Raw genomic sequence first — 25,920 nt, 5'->3', positions numbered from 1 at the left:
TATATTTTCACTTTTGCGAAGATTTTCGTTCTTTTGCTAAATTTAATAATTCTTTTGCATGCTGAATTGTTAAATCTGTTATTTCAGAACCGCTCATCATACGACTTATTTCAACTGCTCGTTCTTCAACCGTAATATTTGAGACAGTTGTAAATGTTCGATTATCTTCAACATCTTTTCGGATTAAATAATGCTGATCTGCCATGGCTGCGACTTGAGGTAAATGCGTGATACATAATACTTGTGAGTGATTGGAAATGGCTGATATTTTTTCAGCTATCGCTTGAGCAACACGTCCACTAACTCCTGTGTCCACTTCATCAAAAATAATTGATGTAACACCTTCACTTGAGGAGAAGATCGTTTTAAGCGCAAGCATAATACGCGATAATTCACCACCAGAAGCAATCTTCGGTAAAGATTTTGGTGGTTCCCCTACGTTTGTTGATATGTAGAAAGTAACAATATCTCTTCCATTAATATCGAATTGTTTATGTGTTTCAAAATTAACGATAAATTTCGCTTTTTCCATATGTAAGTCACGAAGTTGTTCCATAATTGCTTCACTTAGTTGTTGAGCACATTCTTTCCTTACATTCGTTAATTCGTTAGCAAATTGTTCAAGCGTTTCTTCTAATTTTTTTAGTTTTTGCTCGGCAAGTCTTAAGGCTTCATCACGGTTTAGTAATTGGTTTAATTCTCCACTTATTTTTTCAAGATAAGATAGGATTTCCTCAACACTTGAACCGTATTTTCTTTTTAAGGTTTGATATTGTGTTAGTCGGTGTTCTACTTCATTTAATCGTTCAGGATTGAATTCTAAATCATCCAGTATACTTTTTATTTGATACGAAGCATCTTGTAGTGAATAAAATGAAGACGTAACTATTTCTTGTATTTCTTTAAATTGACTATCAAGTTCCGCAATATCATCTAATGCACCCATAGATTTACCTATTAAATCTAACCCATTCATATCACCAGAAATTGCTTCATATGCAATATTTGCACGTTCGAAAATTTTGTGGAAATTAGACAGTCTTTTTCGTTCTTCTAGTAGTTCTTCTTCTTCTCCAATTTTCAATTTTGCATCTTCAATTTCTTTAATTTGAAATTGGTACATATCAATTTTTTGAATGGATTGTTTCTCATCATTACTTAATTGAATAATTTCTTTACTAAGATCTCGATAAGCATAGTAAGTTTTTTCATATTGCTCTTTTATTGTAGAAATTTTTTTATGAGCAAAGTGATCTAGTAAACGAATATGTAATTTTTCATCCATTAGCTCTTGGTTTTCATGTTGGCCATGGATATCTACTAATTTCCCACCAACTTCTCGCAAAATGGACAATGGGACAAGTTTACCATTAATACGGCAGACACTTTTACCTTTGTCATTTATCTCTCGTTGTAAGATGATGGAATCTTCTTCAATTTCAATGCCTACTTCTTCAAGCTTTTCATAAATTATTTTATGATTATTAGTAATTTGGAATAATCCTGTCAGCTCCGCCTTATTTGCACCATGACGAACAAATTCATAGGATGCTCGTCCTCCCGCTAATTGATGGACGGCATCTATAATGATGGATTTTCCGGCTCCAGTTTCCCCTGTTAAAACAGTTAAACCCTCTAAAAAACTAACAGTCAAATCATCAATAATTGCAAAATTACGAATATTAAGCTCTCTTAACAAACAGTTTCACCTCATTCGTGTTTTATAACATATCTAATAATCGTTCTTTAACTAACTCACGATCATTTTCAGTACGACAAATGATAAGAATTGTATCGTCACCAGAAATTGTTCCAATAATTTCATTCCAATCTAATTGGTCGATTAAGACAGCTATGGCATTACCATTACCAGGAAGCGCTTTTAAAACTAAGAAATGGGACGCCCCATCAATACTAATGAACGCATCAGATAAAGATCTCTGTAATTTTTGTAAAGGGTTAAATCTTTGGTCTGCAGGTAAGCTATATTTATAGCGACCATCTTGTAACGGTACTTTTACTAAATGTAATTCTTTTATATCTCTTGAAACAGTAGCTTGGGTAATATTATATCCAGCTTCTCTTAATCGATCGACGATTTCATCTTGTGTCTCGATATTATGATTGGCAATGATTTCGCGAATTCTCATATGTCTTTGACCTTTGTTCATCGTACACCTCTTATGAATATATATGTATAATTATACTAACATTTTAGGAGATTTTTTCAAGCCACACCAAGGAGGAATACAATCATTAAAAATGTCCCAATAGTTTGCAGAGCATACTTTGGGACTTTTAATGTTATTTTCAGTGTAAATTTACATTCATTTTAATTCTTTATGTGCTAATTCAACTACAGATTTAAAATTTGTAAATGGCTCAATTTGTTCGTTTTCCTTTGGATTTACAAGGTGGAATAAGAATTCTATATTCCCTTCTCCCCCCGTAATTGGTGAGTAGGAAGCATCTTTTACAACAAAACCTACTCCTGTAGCAAAGTTTGCTATCTTTTCTAATACTTCCAAATGAACTTTTGGATCACGAACAATTCCATTCTTACCAACATTTTCTTTCCCAGCTTCAAATTGTGGCTTCACTAAAGCCATGACATCTCCACCAGGAAGTAAAATGTTTTTTAAAACTGGTAAAATCAATGATAATGATATAAACGAAACATCAATTGTTGCAATATGAGGTAAACCATTCGAAAAATCTTCTGGTTTTGAGTAACGAAAGTTCGTTTTTTCCATCACTGTTACACGTTCGTCAGATCTAATTTTCCATGCAAGTTGGTTTGTACCAACATCAAGTGCATAACAATGGCTAGCACCATTTTGCAATGCACAATCCGTAAATCCTCCAGTTGAAGATCCAATATCTAACATGATTTTTCCTTCAACGGTCATATTAAATATCTCTAAAGCTTTTTCTAATTTTAAGCCGCCGCGACTAACATATTTTAATTGGTTACCTTTTACTTGAAGAGGTGCATCGACCGGAATCTTTTCTCCAGCTTTATCGATTCTAGTCTCATTTGAATAAACTAAACCTGCCATAATAGACCGCTTAGCCTTTTCTCTAGTTTCGCATAATCCTCTTTCAACTAATAGAACGTCTACACGCTCTTTTAACTGTTTTGTCATACTAACTTCGTTCCTAATCGATAATCCTTATTTGAAACCAACTGCTCAATTCGTTGAATAACTTCCTCTTTAGTTATTCGAATTTCTTCAAGCAGTAAGTCTACACTACCTTGTTCAATAAATTGGTCCGGAATTCCAATTCGTTCAATGTTATTTTTAAAGTGATGGTCAGCTGCAAATTCTAAGACAGCGCTACCAAATCCGCCCTGTAATACCGATTCCTCAACTGTTAAGATTGGCATGTCAGTAGACAAGATTTCATGTAACATTTCTTCATCCATTGGTTTGATGAAACGGGCATTAATAACTTTTACTTCAATACCCTTAGCTGCCAATTCTTCCACAGCTTCCATAACCATAGGAATCGTTGTACCAAAAGTTAAAATAGCAGCATGATGACCGTTTCTTAACTCTTCCCAGCTTCCAATAGGAATAGTAGTCATTTCTTCGTCTAACGGTACCCCATATCCGTTTCCACGAGGATAACGCATAGCAATTGGTCCATCATTATATTCAATGGCTGTTTTTACCATATGTTGTCCTTCGTTTTCATCTTTTGGCATCATTAGAACGATATTCGGAATATGTCGTAAAAATGAAATATCGTAAACACCTTGATGTGTTTCTCCATCAGCACCAACTAAACCAGATCGATCGATACCAATAAACACATTTAAATTTTGACGAGCTACATCATGTAATACTTGGTCATATGCACGTTGTAAGAATGTTGAATAGATAGCTAAATAAGGTTTCATGCCCTGTGTCGCTAAACCAGCAGCCAATGTCACAGCATGCTGTTCAGCAATTCCAACATCAAAGAATCGCTCAGGGAAATCTCTTTGAATCCCTTCCATTTTTGAACCTACAGGCATTGCTGGTGTAATAGCAACAATGCGTTTGTCAGTTTCCATTAACTTACGAACGGATTCAGAAACTAAGCTACTCCAAGCTGGACCAGTTGATTTACTTTTAACAAAATCACCAGTTTCCATTTTATATGGACCAGTTCCATGCCAAGTACCTACAGTATCCTCTTCAGCAGGTTTGTACCCTTTTCCTTTTTTAGTAATAACATGAACAAGAACAGGGCCTTTCGCATTTTTAGCATATTCTAATGTCTTTTCAAGAGAGTCAATATCATGACCATCGATTGGACCTAAATATTTAAAGCCCATTTCCTCAAAAAATACACCTGAAACAACTAAATATTTCAAACTGTCTTTTACCCGTTCGGCAGTACTCGCAAGTTTACCACCTAAAACTGGGATTTTTTTCATTAATGATTCTAATTCTTCTTTTGCTTTTGAATATTCTTTAGCAGTACGTAGTCTACCTAAAATATTGTGAAGCGCTCCTACATTAGGGGCGATAGACATTTCATTATCATTAAGAATGACAATCATTTTCGTTTTTTCGTGTCCGATATGATTTAATGCTTCTAAAGCCATACCACCAGTTAAAGCACCGTCACCAATAATTGGAACAACATACGATTTTTCTTTCTTTAAATCTCTGGCGATGGCCATCCCCATTGCAGCGGATAATGATGTAGAACTATGCCCTGTTTCCCATTCATCATGTTCGCTCTCATTGCGCTTTGGGAAACCGCTAAGTCCTTTATACTGACGTAATGTATCAAATTTGCTAGCACGTCCAGTTAAAATTTTATGGACATAAGATTGATGTCCAACATCCCATATTAGTTTATCAGTAGGAGTATTAAAAGCTCTGTGTAACGCTATAGTAAGCTCAACAACTCCAAGATTTGGTCCAATATGTCCGCCAGTAACTGAACATTTATTTATTAGAAAAGAACGGATCTCACTCGCTAGGATTTCCAATTCTTTTTTATTCAATTTTTTTATAAAGGATGGACTAGTAATATTATATAAATCCATCTCTCACACACCTTTTCATCAAATTATTATTAGTAATTTATTTTTATTATTATAACAGTCTTCGAAGTTATTCAAAAGCAATACCTTTTTCTTATTATTTATTACGACGAACAATATACTCTGTAAGTTCTCTTAATAGTGATGTATCGCCTTGCAATTTACTTAAGTTAGAAATGGCTATTTCATAGTGCTCATTTAATTTTTTCTTTGCACCTTCAAGGGTTAATAACGACGGGTATGTACTTTTATTACTTGCAACATCTTTACCAGCAGTTTTCCCTAATTCTTCTGATGTACCTTCGATATCCAAAATATCATCTTGGATTTGGAAGGCAAGTCCGATATGGTGCGCAAATTCTACTAAAATTGCTCTTTCATTTTCACTTGCATTAGATAAAATAGCGCCAGATTCAATACTAAATCTTAACAGAGCTCCAGTTTTATTGACATGTACTTTTTCAAGCTCGTCTAAATTTAATGAGCGTGATTCCCCATCAATATCTAATACTTGGCCGCCAACCATCCCTTCTGCTCCAGCTGCGACGCTTAACAAGTTGATCAATTCCACTTTAATTTCAGGTGATACATTTTGCATTCTTGCTAATACCCCAAAACTAAAAGTATTTAACGCATCTCCTGCTAAAGTAGCCAATGCTACCCCGAAAACAACATGATTTGTTGGTTTTCCACGTCTTAACTCATCGTTATCCATACTTGGTAAATCGTCATGTATTAATGAATACGTATGAATCATTTCAATAGCTGCCGATACCGTATATGCCTCTTTTTGAATGTTGTTGAATAATTGATTCACTGCCAAAACAAATAATGGTCTAATTCTTTTCCCACCAGCTTTTAATGAATAAAGCATTGATTCTTTTAATTGTTCTGGGGCTTGTATACTATCTACTAATGAATACAACTCGTCATCTATCAATAAAATTTGTTCGTCCATAAATTGTTTTAAAGTATTTGTCATTCTGTTAAACCTCGATCATTTGTTTGTTCAAATGGTTGTTTTTCGCCATTTTCGTTAACTACTGATATTAACTGTTGTTCAGCATTTTGTAATTTCTCATGACAAAAGTGAGATAATTCCATCCCTTTTTTATATAAATCAATCGCTTCTTCTAGTGGCACTTCACCTTGTTCTAATTTTTGTACAATAATTTCAAGTTCGGACATCGCTTCAGCAAATGTTTGTTGCTTTGTCATATTATTTACTACCTCCAGGATTAATTTGCGTATTTAATATTTTCGCCTTTGCCTCACCATCTTGGAATTGTAGAGTAATTTCATCATTTGCTGATAGTTGCGAGACAGATTTGATCACTTCATTTTCCTTAAACGTAACACTAAATCCTCGGTTCATAATGGTAAGTGGATTTAATGCTTCCAATGTACGAATTGTAGAAAGGTAAGATTCTTTTTTATTCGTCATTAGCTTAAATACAGAGCGTGTTAGTAAAGTAGTTGTTTGATCTATTTGTTTTCTGTAATAGTGAATTGCATTTTTAGGCGAATACATTTTAATTTTTCCGTCTAATTTTTGTAAATCATTCCCTTTTTTCATTAAGTATAATTGAGATGAACGAGATAGTCTCATATCAAGGTTAATGATTCTCTCAGTGAAGGGTCTATATAGTCGTTCTGGCGTTGCTAATGTATAGGAATTTTGCAATTTTTTTAATCGATTTCGCTCAAAAGTTAATTTGGATGACATGATCTGATGTAAATAGGATTTACTCGAAAGAATACGCTGGTGCAATTCTTTCTGGTGTGGAACAGATAGCTCTGCTGCTGCAGTTGGAGTTGGAGCTCGTAAGTCTGCAACATAGTCAGCAATTGTTGTATCCGTTTCATGGCCTACTGCACTTATAATAGGAATACGACTTTCAAAAATTGCCCGGGCAACTATTTCCTCATTAAATGCCCATAAGTCTTCTATAGATCCGCCACCACGTCCTACAATAAGTACGTCACAAAGTTTATGTTCGTTTGCTAACCGAATATTTTTAACAATATTTGGAGCAGCTTGGGCACCTTGAACAAGTGTAGGATAGATTACTATTTCGGCTAGTGGATATCTTCTTGTTATCGTTGTACAAATATCTCGAATTGCTGCACCAGTAGTAGCTGTTAATACACCGATTGTTTTTGGAAATTTAGGTATTGGTTGTTTAAAATTCGGATTGAAAAGTCCCTCTTTTTGAAGCTTTTCCTTTAATTGATTGAAGGCAACAAAAAGACCACCAACTCCATCAGGTTCCATAAAGTTAGCATATAATTGATATGTTCCAGCTTGCTCATAAACCGAAACATCACCACGAATAAAAACTTGCATACCTTCTTCTGGTTTGAATTTTAATTTACTAGCTTGAGTTCGAAACATTGTAGCTGAAATTCGGGTTTCATCGTCTTTTAGAGTGAAATAAATATGACCCGATGTATGTATTTTTACGTTAGAAAGCTCTCCCTTTACATAAACATCTCGCAAATGGGGATCTGCATCGAACTTTCTTTTTATATATTTAGTTAATGCTTTTACAGTTAGGTAAGAAGAATTAGTCATAGGCTTTCGACACCTTTACTAGTGAATTTAACTTTGTTTTCAAAATAAAAGCTGTTTCTCATCAGAAAAACAGCTTCCTGTAATCTATTCTACATGTTTTTAACTCTTTTGTCCTCTTACAGAGAATGTTCAGCCGATTGCACTGTGTTAAACAGTAACATTGTAATCGTCATAGGACCAACTCCACCTGGTACAGGTGTGATGTGTGAAGCAATTGGAGATACATCATCAAAATCAACATCTCCAACTAATTTATTGTTTTCATCACGATTAATACCAACGTCGATCACAATGGCACCAGGTTTCACGTGCTCTTTTGTAATGAAGTTTGCTCGTCCTACAGCCGCAATTAAAATATCAGCTTGCTTAGTAATAGACGGTAAATCGTTTGTTTTAGAATGTGTATATGTAACGGTTGCGTCTTTTTGTAGTAATAATTGACCCATTGGCTTTCCTACAATATGACTTCTACCTACAACAACTGCATGTTTACCAGCTAAATCAACCCCGGTATACTCAAGCAATTTCATCACACCAAATGGAGTACAGGGTAAGAATGTTTCTTGACCTAACATCATTTTCCCTACACTAACTGGAGAAAATCCGTCAACATCTTTCTCAGGTGCAATTGTTGCAATAACATTGTCTTCATTAATATGTTTTGGTAATGGTAGTTGAACTAAGATTCCATGAATGTCTTGTCGTTTATTTAATTGTTGAATTTGCTCTAATAATTCACTTTCTTTTGTATCTTCAGGTAATTTTACAAGTTCAGAATAAATTCCAATAGCTTCACATGATTTTTGTTTGTTTCTCACATACGTTTGCGAAGCAGGGTTGTCACCAACTAATATTACAGCTAAACCAGGTGTAACTCCTTGATCTTTTAATTTTACAACTCGGTCCGCGATGGATTGTCTAATTTGCTTTCCAATTTCTGTACCACTAATAATGTTAGTCATTTCTGAATTCTCCTTCCAAATAAAAGAACTTCATTTGTTATTCAACGAATTTAGATAATACACCATTTACAAATTTGCTCGATTTTTCATCGCCGTACGTTTTACAAAGCTCAATTGCTTCATTTAAAACAACATTTTTTGGTGTATCTTTCATATACAATAATTCGTATACAGCCAAACGTAACACAGTTCTTTCTATCTTTGGTAGTCGATTTAGTGACCAATTTTCTAATTTTTGTTTAAGAATTTCATCAATTTCATCTTTTTTCTCAGTTGCTCCATGAACTAATGATTCAAAAAAAGAATCTGACTCTTCTCCGTCAAGTACATGGCTAATTGCATCATTTAAAGTTAGTTCTATATTATCTAACTGAAACAATACTTGCATAGCTTTACTACGCGCTTCATGTCGTTTCATGTAAAAATCTCCTTCTTTAGTAACATTAAGTTTTATAATAACATATTTTAGTACGGGATATACAGATTCAACAAGTTTTCATTGCACTAAAATAGTATTTCCAAAATTTCGGCAAAATAGATTGACCATATTTTCAATCTTCTTTAGCATATTGATTAGAAAGAGGTGAAATTATGGGGAAATCATTCGTAGTTTACTTAATTATTGCTCTTATTGGATTCACGATTGCTGGCTATTACAACTGGCCAATATGGACCGTCATCACATTACTTATCTTCGTATTTGTTTTGAAACTAATTGATATGCTTTACACTTTGTATGGAAGTAAAAATATGAAAAAGGTAGAGAAATTTTTGAAAAACAATCTAAAAGAACCGATCTATGCTTTTGTTTATGCACAAGCTCATAGTTCCAAAGAAGAACAATTCGATATAATTGAAAGGATATTAAAGAAATATCCACAAAAATATATTCATCATCATTATCGCTTTGTACAAGAATTGTTAAAAGAAAATTATGCTACAGCTTTAGATGAGGCTGCCAAGATCGAAAAAGAGCCAATCATGAGTTACAGTAAAGCATTGGTCTATGCAAACCAAGGTAAAAAAGAAGAGGCTCTTTCCTATCAGATAAATAAAATTTGGATGAGTGAAGCCATATTAGCAACTCTCGCAAAAGTTGAAAAAAATAACACATCATATGAAATACATAAAGCGAATGCGATTGAAGCTGCAAAAGGCATTCAAAGATATGCTTTAGTTCATACTTTATAACATGAAAAGCACTGGATCATCACAATCCAGTGCTATATACATCTATTTAAATGCCTGAGCTGCTTTGATGGCTTTCTTCCATCCTTCATAAAGTTTTGTGCGTTGTTCTTCTTGCATTGACGGTTCAAACTTTCGATTTAAATTCCAATATTCTGCAATTGCCTCTTTACTTTCCCAATAACCAACCGCTAACCCTGCTAAGTATGCGGCACCCAAAGCAGTTGTTTCGTTAATGGCAGGTCTTTCAACAGGAACATTTAATATGTCCGATTGAAACTGCATAAGAAAATCATTTGTAACCGCTCCTCCATCAACCCTAAGCGATTTTAAAGTTAATTCGGAATCAGCTTCCATTGCAGATAAAACATCTTTTGTCTGATAAGCTAATGATTCTAAAGTAGCTCGGATAAAGTGCTCTTTTGATGTTCCTCGTGTTAGCCCAAAAACAGCCCCACGTACATCACTGTCCCAATAAGGTGTACCGAGTCCTACAAATGCAGGTACCACATATACCCCATCCGTATTTTCTACTCTTTTAGCATAGTTTTCGCTTTCTTCAGTGTTTCGAAGCATTCTTAATCCATCTCGAAGCCACTGTATAGCAGATCCTGCTACGAATATACTTCCTTCTAAAGCATACTCAACTTTCCCATCTATGCCCCACGCAATGGTTGTTAACAATCCGTGATTTGATCGAACTGCTTTCTCTCCTGTATTCATTAACATAAAGCAGCCAGTACCGTAAGTATTCTTTACCATAGCTGAATCAAAACAAGCTTGCCCGAATAATGCAGCTTGTTGATCCCCTGCTATTCCTGCAATGGGTACACTCGTTCCAAAGAAATGATTTTTTGAAACATGCCCATAAATTTCAGAGGATTCTCGAACTTCAGGTAACATAGTTAATGGTACACCTAGAATTTGAATAAGTTCCTCATCCCACTTTAAATCATATATGTTATACATTAATGTTCTAGAAGCGTTCGAATAATCAGTGACATGTACTTTTCCTTCTGTCAATTTCCATATAATCCATGTATCAATTGTACCGAATAGTAATTCCCCTTTCTCAGCCTTTTCTCTAGCACCATCGACATTATCTAATATCCATTTTACTTTTGTTCCAGAAAAATACGCATCGATCAATAAACCCGTTTTACTACGAAATAGATCCTCGTATCCTTGTTCTATTAACTCATTACAAATATCTGTAGTTTGTCTAGACTGCCATACAATTGCATTGTAAACCGGCTCCCCTGTGTTCTTATCCCAAACAACCGTTGTTTCTCTTTGATTTGTAATTCCGATTCCAGCAATTTGTTCAGGTTTAATATTTTTTTCTGAAAGAACTGAAGCAATAACCGATAAAATTGAACTCCAAATTTCTTTTGCATTATGCTCAACCCAACCTGATTTTGGAAAGTATTGTTTAAATTCACGTTTCGCTATATGAACGACATGACCTGCTTGGTTAAATAGAATTGCTCGTGAGCTCGTTGTACCTTGGTCTAAAGATAGGATATATTTCTCCATCAATCATTTCTCCTTTTGTTCCATACTTCACTTGTTATATTTCTATTTCGATAATGAAGTTAAGATTCCTAGTATATTTTTTGTGTTTTCCATCTTTATTTTTAGTTTATGTGTAAAAGTGTTGACAAAGCAATAATATCCATGTATATTTTAGAGACTAGTTAAAATCATTAAATTATCAAAGAATTCACATGTTACAAAAAGTATCGGTGAACATTCGATGCTTTTTGTAATGTGTGAATTTTTTTAATGAGAGATTCTAACTATAATAAATTTTTTGGAGGTCTTTTAAATGACTCAAGGTACAGTAAAATGGTTTAACTCAGAAAAAGGTTTTGGATTTATCGAAGTTGAAGGTGGAAACGATGTATTCGTACACTTCTCTGCTATCCAAGGCGAAGGTTTCAAATCTTTAGAAGAAGGTCAAAAAGTTGAATTCTCAGTAGAAGAAGGAAACCGCGGACCACAAGCTACTAACGTAGTTAAACTTTAATTCTTAGTTGATTGACAACATAGAAAAGTTAAAGCCGACTAGAAGTATTATTACTTCTAGTCGGCTTTTTACTTTCTCTAAAAAAGAAAGGATTTTTCGAAAGTTTTACCTTTCAAAAAATCCTTGCGCCAAATGTTATTCTTGATCTTTTACTGCATCAAATTGGATTGCTGTAATATGAACGTTTACTTCATTTGTATCAATTGAAGTCATGTTATAAATCGCTTGTCTAATAGACGTTTGGATATCTTTTGCCACTTTCGGAATAGAGAATCCATATTTTACGGAACAAAATACATCAATGATAATTTCCCCGTCATCTGATAGAGTAGCTTTTATACCTTTAGAATGAACTTTTTTACCAAATCGCTCTGCTACACCTGAAGCGAAATTTCCACGCGTTGCTGCAACACCTTCTACTTCAGTTGTTGCAATTCCTGCGATGACTTCAATTACTTCTGGTGCTACTTCAATTTGCCCAAGTTCTTCTTTACCGTTAGGAGTTGGTTGTACAAAAGTTTTTGTCACTTTGTCAGCCATCTTCTTACACCCTCTTTCTTAGGTAAACACTTCTATGTTCTTTATGTGAACTATACTTACTTAATTATACATCATTTTCATAAGGGTTGCTCGTAATTCACATAGGGTCAACTATAAAAGTAAAGATGTGTAGACATCGTTGTTTCACTCAACTTTGTCTACACATCTATGTTTTATTTTGTAACTGTTTCAGTTTGTTGTTGATTTAACACATCATTTTCCTCAAGAAATTTTGTGTTGAATTTACCAGATTGGAATACTTCGTTGTTCATAAGTGCTTCATGGAATGGAATTGTTGTATGAATTCCAGGACCCTCAACGACAAATTCACCTAATGCACGATTCATACGAGCAATAGCTTCCTCACGAGTATCAGCGTGAACAATCAGTTTTGCTACCATTGAATCATAGAATGGTGGAATTGTATAGCCTGCATACACTGCAGAATCAATTCTTACACCATATCCACCTGGAGTGATATAAGTTTCCACTGTACCAGCAGATGGCATAAAGTTTTTGTATGCATTTTCAGCATTGATACGACACTCAATTGCCCATCCATTGATTTTAATATCTTCTTGTGCGAAAGGTAATTTTTCACCAGAAGCAATTTTTAATTGCTGTTGTACTAAGTCAATACCAGTAATCATTTCAGTAACTGGATGTTCAACTTGAATACGAGTATTCATCTCCATGAAGTAGAATTTGTCTGCTTGGTAATCATAGATAAATTCAATTGTACCAGCACCTTCATAATTACAAGCTTCTGCAGCTTTTACTGCAGCAGCACCCATTTCTGCACGGCGTTCAGGTGATAAAGCTGGAGATGGAGCTTCTTCAACTAATTTTTGCATACGACGTTGAACAGTACAGTCACGCTCACCTAGGTGTACAACATTGCCATGTGAATCAGCTAATACTTGAATTTCACAGTGACGGAAGTACTCGATGAATTTCTCTAGGTACACACCTGGATTACCAAATGCTGCAGCAGCTTCTTTTTGTGTAATCTCGATTCCTTTTACAAGATCTTCTTCAGTACGAGCTACACGAATACCTTTACCACCGCCACCAGCAGTTGCTTTAATGATTACTGGGTAACCAATTTCAGCCGCCCATTTTTTACCTGTTTCGATATCAGGTACAATGCCTGTACCAGGTACAAGTGGAACGCCAGCTTCTTCCATTGTGCTACGAGCAACGTCTTTAATACCCATAATTTTAATGGAGTCAGAAGATGGACCGATAAATTTAATTCCAGCTTTTTCACATGCTTCCGCAAAGTCAGCATTCTCAGCTAAGAAACCATAACCTGGATGGATTCCATCAACACCAGTTTTTTCCGCAACACTAAGCACTGCAGGAAAACTTAAATAAGAATCTTTCGATAATTTAGGACCGATGCAGTATGCTTCGTCAGCAAGTTTTACATGAAGAGCATCTTTGTCTGCCTCTGAATAAACAGCTACGCTTTGAATACCAAGTTCTTTACATGCACGAATAATACGTACAGCAATTTCACCACGGTTTGCTATTAATACTTTTTTTAACATATTGGTCACCCCTTACTCAGGTTTCACTAGGAATAGTGGTTGACCATATTCTACTAATTGGCCATCTTTTACAAGAACTTCTACAATTTCACCTTTAACTTCAGCTTCGATTTCGTTGAATAATTTCATTGCTTCAACGATACAAACGATAGATTCATCTGAAACTTTATCGCCTACTTTTACATATGCAGGAGAATCTGGTGATGGAGCTTGATAGAATGTACCTACCATTGGTGATGTAATTTTGTGTAAAGATTCATCACTTGTATTTGTTGTTTTTGGAGCTTCTTCTGCAACTGGTGCAGCAACTTTTACTGGTTCTGGAGCAGGTTGTACAACAGGCTGTGGAGCTGGTTGCGCTACTTGTGCAACTACTTCTTTCTTAGGAGCAACTACTTCTGTAACAACACCGTTTGATTTTTTTAATTTTATTTTTGCGCCATCGTTTTCGTATACGAATTCTTCGATAGATGATGCATCAACTAATTTAATAATTTCACGTAATTCTTGTACTTTAAACAAAGTAAACACCCCTCAATAAATATTCAATACAACTATCATTTTATAGTTTTTCACAACATTTTGAAACAGATATTTTCTATTTTAGATAAATAACGTAAAAAACAGTGCATTTGCCATGGACAATTAAGCACTGTTTTTATCGTATTAATATATATAAAATCGAATTTATGTCAAGTGTTCAATCAATAATAGCTTGATTGAGCCCCTACACTAACATCACTAATACCTTCTACTTTGTTTCTTACTGTATAAATAATTTCATCTGCTTGTTTTGTAGTTAATTCATCTGATAATACCGTAACTTGTACACGATCATCTTCTACTAGTACGAATGCGTCAGAATATCCAAGGGATTTGATTAACATTTCTAACATTGCTTCTGATGATTCTTGTTTAATTAATTTATTTAATTCATTGAACGCTGCGTTCTTCTCTTCTGTTGTAATGTCATTTGAAGCAATTTTATTTGTTAATTGAGTACGTAATTGACTACGCTCATTGCTTGCTTCAATTCTTAATTCATCGAATAAATAGCTCTCAGTTGAAGTGGATGTATTCGTTACTTTATCTAAACCAGTTAAAGTTGTCTCTTCAAGTGGATCGTCAGTGAATACTGTTGATAGATTCACATCACGGTTCCCTTCAAATAGATAATAAACTGAAATCACAGCTGCTAAACTAAATAAAGTTAGTAGCCATACTGTACGTCTTTTTACTTTCATTCTACATCTCCTTTTCTCTCCATAGGTACAATCATGATTCTGTGAGTAGGCAATTGCATTACTCGACTAATAGTTTCCAATAATTGGCTTTTAATGGATGGGTCCGAAGCCCCTTCCGATACAATGAGCATACCTGATACTGCTTTTTCAGATTTACCAGTTGAAAAATAATCATTTAGTAAATTATTTGCATCAGGAGGTATGTCATCGTAATGTAAATACACCTTGACTTGTCCAACGCCTCTAATTTGCATTAAAGTTTGCTCAAGTTTCCCCTCAAGCGAGGATGGATCATTTTGCTCACTGTTTGGATCATTAAACGTTAAAGAAATGTACGCAATGAACGCAACTAAGGCTATTGGAATCAGTATTAAATTAGTCTTTGTCCATTTCTTTTCCACTTCACGTCCCTTTGCGGCCTCCTTTCTGTAACGTTTCAACACATTGTATGATGTCTGGTGCTCGTCTATGCTTTATAGATTAAGGAAATCTAACAATGTTGTTAAAAAAATTATTAAAGTTGCTAGCTTAATATAAACGACCAACTCACGCTCATCCGCTAAAAGTAGTAAACATTTGCCAACTATGATAATTACAACTAGTTTTATCAAAACGTTTTACCCACCCCTAGTTGAGTCATCACCATTAAAATAAGCCATATGAATACAAATGCAATTCCAAGTAGGAAGGCAACTGCACATAAAACTAATAAGGACTTCCCTACGTCATCTACCAATCCACTCACTGTACTACTTGAAAAAGGTTCAATGATGGCAGCTAAAATCTTAAATGTCATGGCATGAATTAGTAGTTTACCAGCAGGGTAGAAAGCAGCTACCCAAAATGCTGTCATAGCACTTAATCCTGCTACAGTTGTTGCGGTCGATTGATATTTATTAAAGATAGAAAACCCTTGTACAATAAGAGACCCGACAATCGGAATCGTTTGCTCTATCACTTTTTTCACAGGATCTGCAATCGCTTTATCAATTGTAAAAAATGCAACCCCTGTAAAAGAAAGAACAGTGACAATTGCTAGAACAGTTGCTGTAATAATCGTCATCACAGATCCTCTAATTAAATCAGAGGCTTTTCCAAATGACATTTCCCCTATAAATCTTGTACAAAAATCCAAGATTAACGCAATTGATACCGCAGGAATTAGTATTCTTTCGCATAGTAAAATTAAAAGTTCAAAGATAAAAAATATAATTGGACTCCATGCGATAAATGAAAAAACTGAATTAAGAATAACAAGTAATGACATGATGATTGGATATAATGCTAGGAAGAAATTAGCAAATATTCCGGCTAGTTGAGTCATCAATGAAAATGCATCCATGACTGTTTGTCCCAAAGTTAAAACGAGTACGACGATAAATAATGTGTCAGCCCATTTTTTAAATTTTGGAACATAGGCTTCAATGCTTAAGAAAATAACTGTATACGTGATGATTAAGAGAATAGACTGACCAGCAATTTTCAGTGGATCTAAGAAAATATTTAGTATTTCATTCATTGTTCAAGCCCCTTATTGAAGCTTTTCTAAAATTGAGGAAAACTTTGATAAAACTGTTGCAAATTCGGTTAGCCAATAAGTTAGCAAAACAATTCTTACAGCAATCATGACTAATTCGCCGATTGAGTCATATTCTAGTTCTTCAAAGATTGTGCTGATTAATGATCCAACCTGGTAAAACAATGCTGAATACACAAGTTGAGCAACATATGGTACCGAATGTACATAAGACAGGAGTTTCTCTAAAAATGGAATTACAAGCATTGACAAAAGGAAATGTAATAGTACGAAGAAAAAAACTATGGCTATTATTGTGTGTAGTTTGCTATATGCATCTTTAATAAGTATTAAGACTAAAAGTAAAATTACGGCGTAAAAGATAAATATCATATGTTACCTAAGTTAAGTTCAGCCATTGGAAGAATGTTAAAATATCTCCAAAGAATAGCCGTAAGAATCTAATAAGTTCTGCAGTTATATACAGATAAGCTATAAAATATAAGAAAAATGAAAATTCCTTTTTGCCGAATTGCTCTAATAAGACATGAAGTAAAGCTATGATTAACCCTACCCCTGCTACTCGCAAAACGTCATGTAATTCCATATCGACGCCTCCTTGTGTAACGCAATATATGAGCTTGTATCATTAAATAGACCATCTATTAAGGAAAAAGTGGACAAACTTCCGTAAATAATCTAATTTAATGATCTCCAAACTCTCATCAAAAACAATTATATGGATTTGTCCAAATAAAAAATGACTCAAATTTAAAGTAATTTTGAGTCATTTTTTATATTCAGTATTGAGCTGTACTTGTTTCAACTTTCTTTTTTTACACTCTTGGATAAACATTTTTTTCTTAAGTAAGGAAGTACAAAGTAGTCTAAACCAAATTTCCCTGCATTTGCACCAGCAAATATTATAAGTAAGCCGATTAATATGTCTGTTGGATTATGAGATATTGCACCTGCCATTAGGAACGAGAAGTTCATAATAACACCAAAGAAGGCAGCAACAGTTGTAAAACATCCTAAGATTAACCCTAGTCCAACTAAAAATTCTCCCCATGGTACTAATACATTAAAAATCTCGACATTTGGTAATGCTATATTTTATAAGAATGAATTGTATAATCTAAATACACTTGTACCATCTGGACCCTTTACAGGATTTTGTACTGCATTGTTCAAGAAGCCACTCGCGTCAAATTGACCACCAGTAATTTTTCCCCAACCCACGATCATAATGCTATATCCTAATTATATTCGTAGCAGCATTATAACAGCTGCAGCAATTTTATTATTTCTTAACCATTTGTTAATCATGATGAATCTCTCCTTGTTGTTTTAGGTTTGTAACATAGATACAGATTACTTTGTTATATAACAGAAAGAAATGGATTAGTGGTACAGCTCAAAATTTAGCAAAATATTTGTGTCATATTCATGAAAGTGTGACTTTTGTCCTTCTATTTTATTTATTGACACAGATTATAAATTACTAGCAATTTTCGTTATTCGATTAAAAATGGTGTTTTAAATACAAAAAACCAGAAGATTATCTTCTGGTTTTTTTATCAAATTAATTATGCACGAGATACATATGAACCATCTGTAGTATTAATAATTAATTTATCGCCTTCGTTTACGAAGAATGGTACGTTAACTACTAATCCAGTTTGTAAAGTTGCTGGTTTTGAACCACCTGTAGCAGTATCACCTTTGATACCTGGTTCTGTTGCAGTAACTTCTAATACAACAGTGTTTGGTAATTCAATACCTAACATTTCGCCTTGGTAAGTTTGAATATAAACTTCCATGTTTTCAAGAAGATATTTTAATTCATCTTGAATTTGGCTAGCAGCAAGTTCAGTTTGCTCGTATGATTCCATATCCATAAATACGTGTGAATCACCTTGCGCATATAAGTATTGCATTTTACGGTTTTCAACCATTGCTTTTTCTACTTTTTCACCAGCACGGAATGTTTTTTCTTGAACGTTTCCGTTACGTAAGTTACGTAATTTAGAACGAACGAAAGCAGCACCTTTCCCTGGTTTTACGTGTTGGAAATCTAATACACGGTAAAGGTTTCCATCTACGATAATTGTTAGTCCAGTACGGAAATCGTTAACTGAAATCATGAATATTCCTCCATTATAAAATGATTAGTTCTTTTTTCGAATGAGTTAGTACTTCATTACCTGTTTCAGTAATTAGTATATCGTCTTCAATACGAACGCCACCAATACCAGGTAAGTACACACCAGGTTCAATTGTAACTACCATATTTGGTTGTAAAATAGTGTCAGAGCGGAATGAAAGTCCAGGACCTTCATGGATCTCAAGTCCAATTCCATGCCCTGTTGAATGTCCAAACGCTTCCCCTAAACCTTTTGATTTTAAGAAGTCTCGGGCAATGGCATCTGCTTCAATACCAGTCATGTTAGGCCCTACTTTTTCTAACGCTAATAGTTGTGCTTCTAACACCGCATCATACATATCAACTAATTGCTGTGAAGGAGTTCCAACTGCAATTGTTCGAGTTATATCAGACACATATCCATTATAGTATGCACCAAAATCAAGTGTAACAAAATCACCTTTCTCTATCACCTTATCCGTTGCTACACCATGTGGTAATGCACTACGCAATCCACTTGCAACAATCGTATCAAAAGATGTTGAAGTTGCACCTAATTTTCTCATGTAGAAATCTAATTCATTCGATACCTCAAGCTCGGTAATCCCTGGCTTGATAAAATTGAGTATATGTGTAAATGCTTGATCTGCAATTTCACATGCAACCTTAATAATATTAATCTCTTCATTTGTCTTAATCAAGCGAATTTTTTCAATTACCCCAGAAAGAGGTACTAAATCAGCTTTAATTTTCGTTTTGTAATCTTCGTAAGCTGCAAAAGTTACTGTATCTTTTTCAAAACCTAATGTTTTTATACCCATTTGTTCAACTTGAGTTGAGATTTCATCAACTATTAACTTTTCATGTTTTACAATACGAAAATCTTGAATTTGTTTTTTAGCTTGCTCTGTGTAGCGGAAATCGGTAATAAATACAGCATCATTTTGTGATACAATTGCAACTCCCGCAGTACCAGTAAAGCCTGTAATATAACGACGATTATATTCACTTGTTACTAATATTGCATCTACATTTTGCTCAACTAGAGCTTGTCGTAACTTCGCTAATTTTGTCATTTTAAATCCCCCTTATTACTCCCTAGAAATTTTCTTAAAGCTAAATCGTATCCAACTGTTCCAAGTCCACTTATTTGCCCCACACATTCTGGTGCTAAAAGAGATGTATGCCGGAATGATTCTCGCTTATGTATATTAGAAATATGTATTTCTATGACTGGCACCTGAACTCCTGCAATGGCATCACGAAGCCCAATACTTGTGTGTGTATAAGCACCTGGGTTAAAAACAATCCCATCTACCCCAGTATCTTCAGCTTCATGAATCCAGTCAATGAGAACACCTTCATGATTTGATTGTCTAAAATCTATTGTCGCATTAAAATCATTCGCTAGGTTTACTAATCTCTCTTTAATATCCTCTAACGTTTCACGACCATAAATTTCAGGCTCTCTTTTACCTAATCGATTTAAATTAGGACCATTTAAAACTAAGATCTTCATCTCATTTCCCCCAATAAAAGCCAGAATTCACTACATTTTCTCGGAGTAAAATCATAAACTCACAGAAATATCAAAATGAACAACGAAGATTAGTGGAAGTTTATAAGTAATAATACACCGATTGGATTAGCTAACCATTAGAGGGGCATGACCCCACTAATGGAAGTTTCACTTTATTTTATCATAGTGTCTTCATACGGCAACTCATTTTGTTTTTCATTTTCATTCGCTTGGTGATGGAAGCTTGCTGTTTCAAATACAAATCGAGCTGTAACAATGACTGTTATGATAAATGGAATTGACAATTTCGTAAAAGATTCTAATTCAGCAGGCAATTCAAAAATAAACCATTCTATGATTAACGCAATTATTCCTCCAATTAGTAACGAAGATACGAATGCAGGTACTAAAGGTACGTATTGCATAACCAAATAAAAAACAAAAATAATAATGAAAAGCACTAATCCTAAGAACAGCCATTGAAAGAATCCATGGCTATCTTGGAGGATATGAAATCGCTTCGTATAATCTAATGGATTCCATAGGATAAATTTGAAGAAAGATAATGCACTTAAGGATATAGTAAGAAATATTGCTGCTGCTAAACTTGTGTATAATCCTGTTTTAAACATAGAAACACCTCATTTTTTTCTTTTAGTTTTTCCAAAACTGTAATTTCATATGCTTAGGCATAGTGCTTTTAATGAAAATTTAGTACAATATAATAGTTGCTATTTTTAGATTCTAGTAGAGAGTGGTGTTCATATTGAGTAATAAAACACCTGTATATGGAGGACAAGCACTTTTAGAAGGTGTTATGTTCGGTGGAAAAGATCATACCGTTGCAGCAATCCGCCGTAACGATGATTCAATTGAATATTTTTATGCTAAGAAAGAGAAAAAACCTTTATTTCAAAAATTAAAGAAAATCCCCTTTGTTAGAGGAAATATAGCATTAATTGAATCAGCTGCACTCGGTGCACGACATATGCAATTTTCTGGAGATCGCTATGATGTGACTCCAGGTGAAGAAGTAGAAAACGGAAAAGAAATGTCTAAACTGCAAATGATTTTAGGTGTTGCAGTAGTCGGAGTGCTTTCTTTCTTATTCGGTAAATTTGTATTTACTTTAGTCCCTGTTTTTATCGCTGAATTATTTAAAACATGGATTCCAGATAAAACAGGTCAAATTCTACTTGAAACATTCTTTAAATTAATTTTACTATTTGTTTATTTGTACTTTATTTCAATGATGCCGATTATTAAACGTGTTTTTCAATATCATGGTGCTGAACATAAAGTGATTAATTGTTATGAAAATGGCTTAGAACTTACTGTAGAGAATGTACAAAAACAATCTCGACTTCATTATCGTTGTGGGTCAAGCTTTATCCTATTTACGGTGATTGTCGGTATGTTTTTATATTTCCTATTTCCAACAGACCCACTTTGGTTACGTGTAGTTATTCGAGTATTATTAATTCCAGTTGTAATTGGAATTTCCTTTGAAGTTTTACAAGCAACGAATGCACTTAGAGAAATTCCTGTACTAAAATATTTAGGTTATCCTGGTTTATGGTTACAATTACTAACTACTAAAGAACCGAAAGATGAAATGGTTGAGGTTTCGATTGCTTCTTTCAACAAACTACATGAAGTTGAAAAAAACCCAGAGATCGCAAAAGAATTACATCACGATTAATATCAATGAGAGAGTTTGGTATACAACAAACTCTCTTTTTTATATTTTTAAAAATATTTTATTTACATATTCCGACAATTTCGATAAGATTTCGATATTACACTTTTAGGGGATATTCATATGGAAATAGATGTATTTACTTGTATTATTCTTATTTTTTTCGGATTTGTTGGGGCATTTATTAACGCTACTGTTGGGGGTGGAGGGTTAATTACATTACCTGCATTGTTATCAGTAGGATTACCACCTTCTGCAGCTATCGCAACAAATAAATTAGCAGCCACTATGGGTAATTTAACAAGCACATTAACCTTCTTTAAAGCTGGAAAAGTTGATTTAAAATTAATGGGGCCTATTATACCTTTTGTTTTTATCTTTTCGATGTTAGGTGCTTTTACAGTTCATTTAATTGATTCAAGTATATTAACACCATTAATTATTGTCATGTTAATAGTCGTGTTATTTTACACCGTTATAAAGAAGAATTGGGGTAGTACAGAAGATCGTAAACCATTCACATTGAAGAATGGCATATTATTTGTTGGAAGTTTGTTATTGTTAGGGTTTTATGATGGTTTTTTTGGCCCAGGTACAGGATCTTTTATAATTTTTGTATTTTTGGTGATGGGATTTGATTTTTTACAAGCTGCAGGCAATGCAAAGCTATTAAATTTTACAAGTAATATTGCTGCCCTCATCATGTTTTTAATTCTTGGTGAAGTTGTATTCCTCTATGGGTTAATAATGGGCTTATCGATGATTCTAGGTGCGTTTATTGGGACGAAATTTGCTTTGAAAAAAGGGACAACTTTTGTAAGGATCCTATTTATTGTCATGACCATCATATTGATTTTGAAGAATTCTTACGATTATTTTATTGGTTAATCCATCAATTACATAATCATAAAAAAATGTCGCGAAAGTGCTAATTCACTTTTGCGACATTTTTTTATATTATAAACCACATTTTAATTGGGCACCACAGCTCGTACAAGTGTTACAGCCACCTAACTCTTCGACTGTACCTTGACGGCATACTGGACAAGTATTACCTACTTCAGATCCAATTGTAACGTTTGTCGTTTGAAGTGGAGCGATTGTATCCACTAATACGACTGGTTGTTTTCCTTTATCTTCTTCTTTAAGTTCATCAAATGAAAGTTGTTCTTCATGAGATGATTCTGCTTTTAATGTAAGAACTTGTGTGTCACGGCTTCCATCTACATAAACCGTACCACCTTTTGCTCCGCCTTTGTACAAGCGTTCATATACTTTTTGTACTTGTTCAACTGTGTAGCCTTTTGGTGCATTAACTGTTTTCGAAATAGACGAGTCAACCCAGCGTTGAATTACACACTGAACATCCGCATGGGCTTCTGGTGTTAATTCCATTGAGGAGATGAACCAGTTTGGTAATTTGTTTTCATCTGCTTCTGGATGACGACCTAAATACTCTTGTACAATTTCTGCTTTTACTTCGATAAATTTACCTAAACGACCTGAACGGTAATATACGAACGAGAAGTATGGCTCTAATCCAGTTGAGACTCCAACCATCGTACCTGTGCTCACAATTGTTACTCTCTTTTTTAGAGGGCGGGATTATTAGTACCCGCTCCATATGTCGCCATATGGGTCAGACTATATCATCAACCATTTTTGAATGTCTTTTTCTGTGACATGGATATTCACATAATGAAATTAAATTGGATAGCCTATTAGCCTTCTTCCAATCTCCGTTAAATTGTCTAAAAGGAATTATATGATGTACAGAAAGTTGCCTTCCATACTCTTCTTCAGTAATACCACAGTCCTGGCATGTATAATTATCTCTTTTTCTTGCCTTACGTCTCTGTTCTCTCCAATTTGGCCCATAATAATCTATATCGCCACCTCGCCAAGTACCACTATTTTCACCGGCGAACATACTTGTTTTAACATAAAAATCACTCATACATTCAATGGAACAAAAATTATGGTCAGATAATTCTGATGGCTTTTTAAAGATTATTGTTGGACAATTACTGCAAAGGACCATAACTCTATTTTGCAAAAGTTCCTTTGCTCTTCGCCCATTAGCTTTCCCTAAACATTCTTTTGAACAATACTTTACACTTGATAACCTAGAAGGAATTACTTCAAATGATTTGCTACATTCAATGCATTCAATTGTTATTTTTTCCTTTCGTAGTGAAGCGAATAATTCATCTTTATACTTACTTTGGTATTTTGATTTACAACCTTGATTACAAAAAACATTCTTTGTTTTCTTTAATACTGAAGGTTTTCTTAAAAGTTCATTACCACAGTAATCACAATGAACAATCTTCTGCGTTTTCAAATGTTCAAATGCTATAGGGTTCTTAGATTGATACTCGCCTTTACATTTTCGAGAACAATACTTTTTTCTTTCGAAATGACTGGGTTTTACATAAATTTCCTTTCCACAATTAAGACAATTCTTTTTCATTTGGAACCATCCTTATCTTGTTTTAATTATATTATAAAACAAGAACAAATGTTCTTCAAATGAATATGGTTGCTCGGCATGTAGTCGTTGAGGGGTCAGCCACGACTTCCCTGCGGATTGTCTGGTAGGTTAAATACCAACACTTTTACCTTTTTACCTTTCTAAAAGCTGGCAAAGCTAGGTAGTAAAAGATACGCCAGAGTTTCCCGCATATAGCCAAGTTTACGCTACATTTTTGCAAATGTAGGGGGCAACGTGTTTACCCGTAGGTGCAACGGTTAAAAGGTGAGAGTTACGAATGCCATTCTGTAGTACGCCTTGACGTACATGTTCAGGCATTTTGCTCATATAACCTGTATTAATAAATGCTTGTCTTAAACGATTTGTTTCTTCTTTTGTTTCACCTTGTAAGAATGGGAAGCTTCCACGCTCTTTACCAAGTTCGATTGAAGTTTCATATGCTGTTACAGCAATCGTTTCGAAGATTTTATCTACTAGTTCGTTACCTTCTTCTGAACCATATACTTTTTCACAGTAGATTAGTAAGTCAGCTAGACCCATAACTCCAAGTCCAACACGACGTTCACCTAAAGCTTGAATACGGTTTTCTTCTAAGAAGTATGGTGTTGCTTCGATAACGTTATCTTGCATACGCACACCAGTACGTACTGTTTCTTTTAACGCTTCATAATCAACTGTTTTTTGATCTTTAATTGCAAATTGTGCTAAGTTAACAGCTGCTAAGTTGCAGACTGAATACGGAGCAAGTGGTTGTTCCAATATTTGTTATCCTAAAGGCTTTTTATCCTCTAGTTCTTACAGTTCCATTTCTTCCTGTAAGTTCAGCATACATTTTCATTACACACTTTTTTCATGAACTTAATCAATTCTTTTCTTCCACGATCTTCTCCAAAAACTGCTTTAGATATTACTCTTATATCTTTTATATCAAACAGTTCCTGAATATTTTGCAATAGTGGTTGTAATGTTGGTTTGATTTTATTTAGAGGTGTCGATAAGACAATATGTTTATTCTCTTTCGACCAACTAATAATATAATCCCTTATGTTTTGATGCACTGTTTTTCTTTTTTGAACATATACATCAGTTGCAATTTTAAGCTTTTAGTGCATTATCTTTTGCTTTTTTATCTCTAGATTTAATCTCCACTATTTTTATAATTTTTCCATTTTGATCATAAAGAAAAAGTCAGGTTTATACAATTTATAACCTAAATCAAATACTTTGTCCTCATAACTCCAAGGAATTGAATGATAATCTAAATATTTAGCATATGCATATTCATAAGAACTTCTTAAATAATGTTCTTTATAAAAACCAGCATAGCCTCTATTCAATTTTATCACCTCTAAGTACGATCCTTTAATTGATTAATGTGTGTAATGTTGCGGTCTCGTGCCCGGATTATAGT

At 34.2% G+C, this 25,920-nt stretch carries 31 protein-coding genes and 2 pseudogenes; 4 read left to right on the top strand and 29 right to left on the bottom strand.

What is annotated here, in order from left to right:
* Positions 1 to 7: 7 nt before the first annotated feature.
* The 9 genes from recN to nusB all read right to left on the bottom strand — a co-directional run bounded on the left by recN (position 8) and on the right by nusB (position 8,999).
* On the bottom strand, positions 8 to 1,699 hold the full coding sequence (recN, locus tag ACOQFO_RS15995; protein WP_421690674.1) for a DNA repair protein RecN: 1,692 nt from the start codon (positions 1,697 to 1,699) through the stop codon (positions 8 to 10).
* Between the two features lie 22 nt (positions 1,700 to 1,721).
* On the bottom strand, positions 1,722 to 2,171 hold the full coding sequence (gene ahrC / locus ACOQFO_RS15990) for a transcriptional regulator AhrC/ArgR (RefSeq protein WP_421690673.1): 450 nt from the start codon (positions 2,169 to 2,171) through the stop codon (positions 1,722 to 1,724).
* Between the two features lie 156 nt (positions 2,172 to 2,327).
* Positions 2,328 to 3,146 carry a TlyA family RNA methyltransferase gene (locus ACOQFO_RS15985; RefSeq protein ID WP_421690672.1) on the bottom strand — a complete coding sequence of 273 codons (819 nt, stop codon included), beginning with the start codon at positions 3,144 to 3,146 and terminating at the stop codon, positions 2,328 to 2,330.
* Entirely contained in the window at positions 3,143 to 5,047 is a 1,905-nt protein-coding gene (gene dxs / locus ACOQFO_RS15980; protein WP_421690671.1) for a 1-deoxy-D-xylulose-5-phosphate synthase, read from the bottom strand. The genes ACOQFO_RS15985 and dxs overlap by 4 nt, the downstream gene beginning before the upstream one ends.
* Before the next feature lie 94 nt (positions 5,048 to 5,141).
* On the bottom strand, positions 5,142 to 6,026 hold the full coding sequence (locus tag ACOQFO_RS15975; protein ID WP_421690670.1) for a polyprenyl synthetase family protein: 885 nt from the start codon (positions 6,024 to 6,026) through the stop codon (positions 5,142 to 5,144).
* Positions 6,023 to 6,262, bottom strand: coding sequence for an exodeoxyribonuclease VII small subunit (locus ACOQFO_RS15970; RefSeq protein ID WP_421690669.1), 240 nt, complete (start codon positions 6,260 to 6,262; stop codon positions 6,023 to 6,025). Before ACOQFO_RS15970 ends, ACOQFO_RS15975 begins: the two co-directional genes overlap by 4 nt.
* Before the next feature lies 1 nt (position 6,263).
* Positions 6,264 to 7,619 carry an exodeoxyribonuclease VII large subunit gene (gene xseA / locus ACOQFO_RS15965; protein WP_421690668.1) on the bottom strand — a complete coding sequence of 452 codons (1,356 nt, stop codon included), beginning with the start codon at positions 7,617 to 7,619 and terminating at the stop codon, positions 6,264 to 6,266.
* Positions 7,620 to 7,735: 116 nt separating this feature from the next.
* A complete protein-coding gene (folD, locus tag ACOQFO_RS15960) occupies positions 7,736 to 8,581 on the bottom strand; it encodes a bifunctional methylenetetrahydrofolate dehydrogenase/methenyltetrahydrofolate cyclohydrolase FolD (protein ID WP_421690667.1) in 846 nt (281 codons plus the stop codon).
* Positions 8,582 to 8,618: 37 nt separating this feature from the next.
* Positions 8,619 to 8,999, bottom strand: a complete 381-nt coding sequence (gene nusB / locus ACOQFO_RS15955; RefSeq protein WP_421690666.1) for a transcription antitermination factor NusB — start codon at positions 8,997 to 8,999, stop codon at positions 8,619 to 8,621.
* A gap of 173 nt (positions 9,000 to 9,172) precedes the next feature.
* On the opposite strand from nusB, the gene ACOQFO_RS15950 reads away from it, so the two are divergent.
* Positions 9,173 to 9,772, top strand: a complete 600-nt coding sequence (locus ACOQFO_RS15950; protein ID WP_421690665.1) for a hypothetical protein — start codon at positions 9,173 to 9,175, stop codon at positions 9,770 to 9,772.
* Between the two features lie 42 nt (positions 9,773 to 9,814).
* On the opposite strand, the gene glpK is transcribed toward ACOQFO_RS15950, so the two are convergent.
* Entirely contained in the window at positions 9,815 to 11,305 is a 1,491-nt protein-coding gene (gene glpK, locus ACOQFO_RS15945) for a glycerol kinase GlpK (RefSeq protein ID WP_421690664.1), read from the bottom strand.
* 292 nt (positions 11,306 to 11,597) lie between these two features.
* Here glpK and ACOQFO_RS15940 point away from each other — a divergent pair, with 292 nt between their 5' ends.
* Positions 11,598 to 11,798 carry a cold-shock protein gene (locus ACOQFO_RS15940; RefSeq protein ID WP_106779816.1) on the top strand — a complete coding sequence of 67 codons (201 nt, stop codon included), beginning with the start codon at positions 11,598 to 11,600 and terminating at the stop codon, positions 11,796 to 11,798.
* A gap of 135 nt (positions 11,799 to 11,933) precedes the next feature.
* On the opposite strand, the gene ACOQFO_RS15935 is transcribed toward ACOQFO_RS15940, so the two are convergent.
* The 15 genes and pseudogenes from ACOQFO_RS15935 to ACOQFO_RS15865 all read right to left on the bottom strand — a co-directional run bounded on the left by ACOQFO_RS15935 (position 11,934) and on the right by ACOQFO_RS15865 (position 20,948).
* Complete coding sequence (locus ACOQFO_RS15935) at positions 11,934 to 12,338, bottom strand: Asp23/Gls24 family envelope stress response protein (RefSeq protein ID WP_421690663.1); 405 nt, start codon at positions 12,336 to 12,338, stop codon at positions 11,934 to 11,936.
* Between the two features lie 173 nt (positions 12,339 to 12,511).
* Positions 12,512 to 13,891: an acetyl-CoA carboxylase biotin carboxylase subunit gene (gene accC, locus ACOQFO_RS15930; protein ID WP_421690662.1), complete on the bottom strand. Its 1,380-nt coding sequence runs from the start codon at positions 13,889 to 13,891 to the stop codon at positions 12,512 to 12,514.
* Positions 13,892 to 13,903: 12 nt separating this feature from the next.
* Positions 13,904 to 14,413, bottom strand: a complete 510-nt coding sequence (accB, locus tag ACOQFO_RS15925; protein ID WP_421690661.1) for an acetyl-CoA carboxylase biotin carboxyl carrier protein — start codon at positions 14,411 to 14,413, stop codon at positions 13,904 to 13,906.
* A 182-nt stretch (positions 14,414 to 14,595) separates the two neighbouring features.
* Positions 14,596 to 15,135: a SpoIIIAH-like family protein gene (locus ACOQFO_RS15920; RefSeq protein WP_421690660.1), complete on the bottom strand. Its 540-nt coding sequence runs from the start codon at positions 15,133 to 15,135 to the stop codon at positions 14,596 to 14,598.
* Positions 15,132 to 15,536, bottom strand: coding sequence for a hypothetical protein (locus ACOQFO_RS15915; RefSeq protein ID WP_421690659.1), 405 nt, complete (start codon positions 15,534 to 15,536; stop codon positions 15,132 to 15,134). The genes ACOQFO_RS15920 and ACOQFO_RS15915 overlap by 4 nt, the downstream gene beginning before the upstream one ends.
* Positions 15,537 to 15,742: 206 nt before the next feature.
* Positions 15,743 to 16,654, bottom strand: coding sequence for a stage III sporulation protein AE (locus tag ACOQFO_RS15910; RefSeq protein ID WP_421690658.1), 912 nt, complete (start codon positions 16,652 to 16,654; stop codon positions 15,743 to 15,745).
* Positions 16,655 to 16,666: 12 nt separating this feature from the next.
* The gene (locus ACOQFO_RS15905) at positions 16,667 to 16,849 is read right to left on the bottom strand and encodes a hypothetical protein (RefSeq protein WP_421690657.1); all 183 of its coding nucleotides are present in this window, start codon (positions 16,847 to 16,849) and stop codon (positions 16,667 to 16,669) included.
* A 202-nt stretch (positions 16,850 to 17,051) separates the two neighbouring features.
* Positions 17,052 to 17,258, bottom strand: a complete 207-nt coding sequence (locus ACOQFO_RS15900; protein ID WP_421690656.1) for a stage III sporulation protein AC — start codon at positions 17,256 to 17,258, stop codon at positions 17,052 to 17,054.
* Between the two features lie 215 nt (positions 17,259 to 17,473).
* A complete protein-coding gene (locus ACOQFO_RS15895) occupies positions 17,474 to 17,647 on the bottom strand; it encodes a hypothetical protein (protein ID WP_421690655.1) in 174 nt (57 codons plus the stop codon).
* Positions 17,648 to 17,653: 6 nt separating this feature from the next.
* Positions 17,654 to 17,764 (bottom strand): annotated as a pseudogene (locus ACOQFO_RS15890) (DoxX family membrane protein); the annotation flags it as partial.
* Between the two features lie 3 nt (positions 17,765 to 17,767).
* Complete coding sequence (locus ACOQFO_RS15885) at positions 17,768 to 17,899, bottom strand: hypothetical protein (RefSeq protein WP_421690654.1); 132 nt, start codon at positions 17,897 to 17,899, stop codon at positions 17,768 to 17,770.
* Between the two features lie 341 nt (positions 17,900 to 18,240).
* On the bottom strand, positions 18,241 to 18,798 hold the full coding sequence (gene efp / locus ACOQFO_RS15880; RefSeq protein ID WP_421690653.1) for an elongation factor P: 558 nt from the start codon (positions 18,796 to 18,798) through the stop codon (positions 18,241 to 18,243).
* Positions 18,799 to 18,811: 13 nt separating this feature from the next.
* The gene (locus ACOQFO_RS15875; RefSeq protein ID WP_421690652.1) at positions 18,812 to 19,873 is read right to left on the bottom strand and encodes a M24 family metallopeptidase; all 1,062 of its coding nucleotides are present in this window, start codon (positions 19,871 to 19,873) and stop codon (positions 18,812 to 18,814) included.
* Positions 19,870 to 20,316, bottom strand: coding sequence for a type II 3-dehydroquinate dehydratase (gene aroQ, locus ACOQFO_RS15870; RefSeq protein ID WP_421690651.1), 447 nt, complete (start codon positions 20,314 to 20,316; stop codon positions 19,870 to 19,872). Before aroQ ends, ACOQFO_RS15875 begins: the two co-directional genes overlap by 4 nt.
* Positions 20,317 to 20,489: 173 nt before the next feature.
* Positions 20,490 to 20,948, bottom strand: coding sequence for a hypothetical protein (locus ACOQFO_RS15865; protein WP_421690650.1), 459 nt, complete (start codon positions 20,946 to 20,948; stop codon positions 20,490 to 20,492).
* 131 nt (positions 20,949 to 21,079) lie between these two features.
* Here ACOQFO_RS15865 and ACOQFO_RS15860 point away from each other — a divergent pair, with 131 nt between their 5' ends.
* Both ACOQFO_RS15860 and ACOQFO_RS15855 read left to right on the top strand, forming a co-directional pair.
* Entirely contained in the window at positions 21,080 to 22,018 is a 939-nt protein-coding gene (locus tag ACOQFO_RS15860; RefSeq protein WP_421690802.1) for a DUF1385 domain-containing protein, read from the top strand.
* A gap of 120 nt (positions 22,019 to 22,138) precedes the next feature.
* Positions 22,139 to 22,903, top strand: coding sequence for a TSUP family transporter (locus tag ACOQFO_RS15855; protein WP_421690649.1), 765 nt, complete (start codon positions 22,139 to 22,141; stop codon positions 22,901 to 22,903).
* A 69-nt stretch (positions 22,904 to 22,972) separates the two neighbouring features.
* Here the strand turns inward: ACOQFO_RS15855 and ACOQFO_RS15850 are convergent, their stop codons facing one another.
* The 4 genes and pseudogenes from ACOQFO_RS15850 to ACOQFO_RS15835 all read right to left on the bottom strand — a co-directional run bounded on the left by ACOQFO_RS15850 (position 22,973) and on the right by ACOQFO_RS15835 (position 25,846).
* Positions 22,973 to 23,590 (bottom strand): response regulator SirA, encoded by a 618-nt coding sequence (locus ACOQFO_RS15850; RefSeq protein ID WP_421690648.1) that lies wholly within the window; start codon positions 23,588 to 23,590, stop codon positions 22,973 to 22,975.
* 64 nt (positions 23,591 to 23,654) lie between these two features.
* Positions 23,655 to 24,488: an HNH endonuclease gene (locus tag ACOQFO_RS15845; protein WP_421690647.1), complete on the bottom strand. Its 834-nt coding sequence runs from the start codon at positions 24,486 to 24,488 to the stop codon at positions 23,655 to 23,657.
* 222 nt (positions 24,489 to 24,710) lie between these two features.
* Positions 24,711 to 25,265, bottom strand: a pseudogene (locus ACOQFO_RS15840) (ribonucleotide-diphosphate reductase subunit alpha); the annotation flags it as partial.
* 398 nt (positions 25,266 to 25,663) lie between these two features.
* Positions 25,664 to 25,846 carry a hypothetical protein gene (locus ACOQFO_RS15835; protein WP_421690646.1) on the bottom strand — a complete coding sequence of 61 codons (183 nt, stop codon included), beginning with the start codon at positions 25,844 to 25,846 and terminating at the stop codon, positions 25,664 to 25,666.
* Positions 25,847 to 25,920: the final 74 nt, after the last annotated feature.

The organism is Ureibacillus sp. MALMAid1270 (genome assembly GCF_049202975.1).
Taxonomy (GTDB): Bacteria; Bacillota; Bacilli; order Bacillales_A; family Planococcaceae; genus Ureibacillus.
The sequence above is the reverse complement of the archived record's forward strand: the minus strand, read 5'-3'. Positions and strand labels throughout refer to the sequence as shown.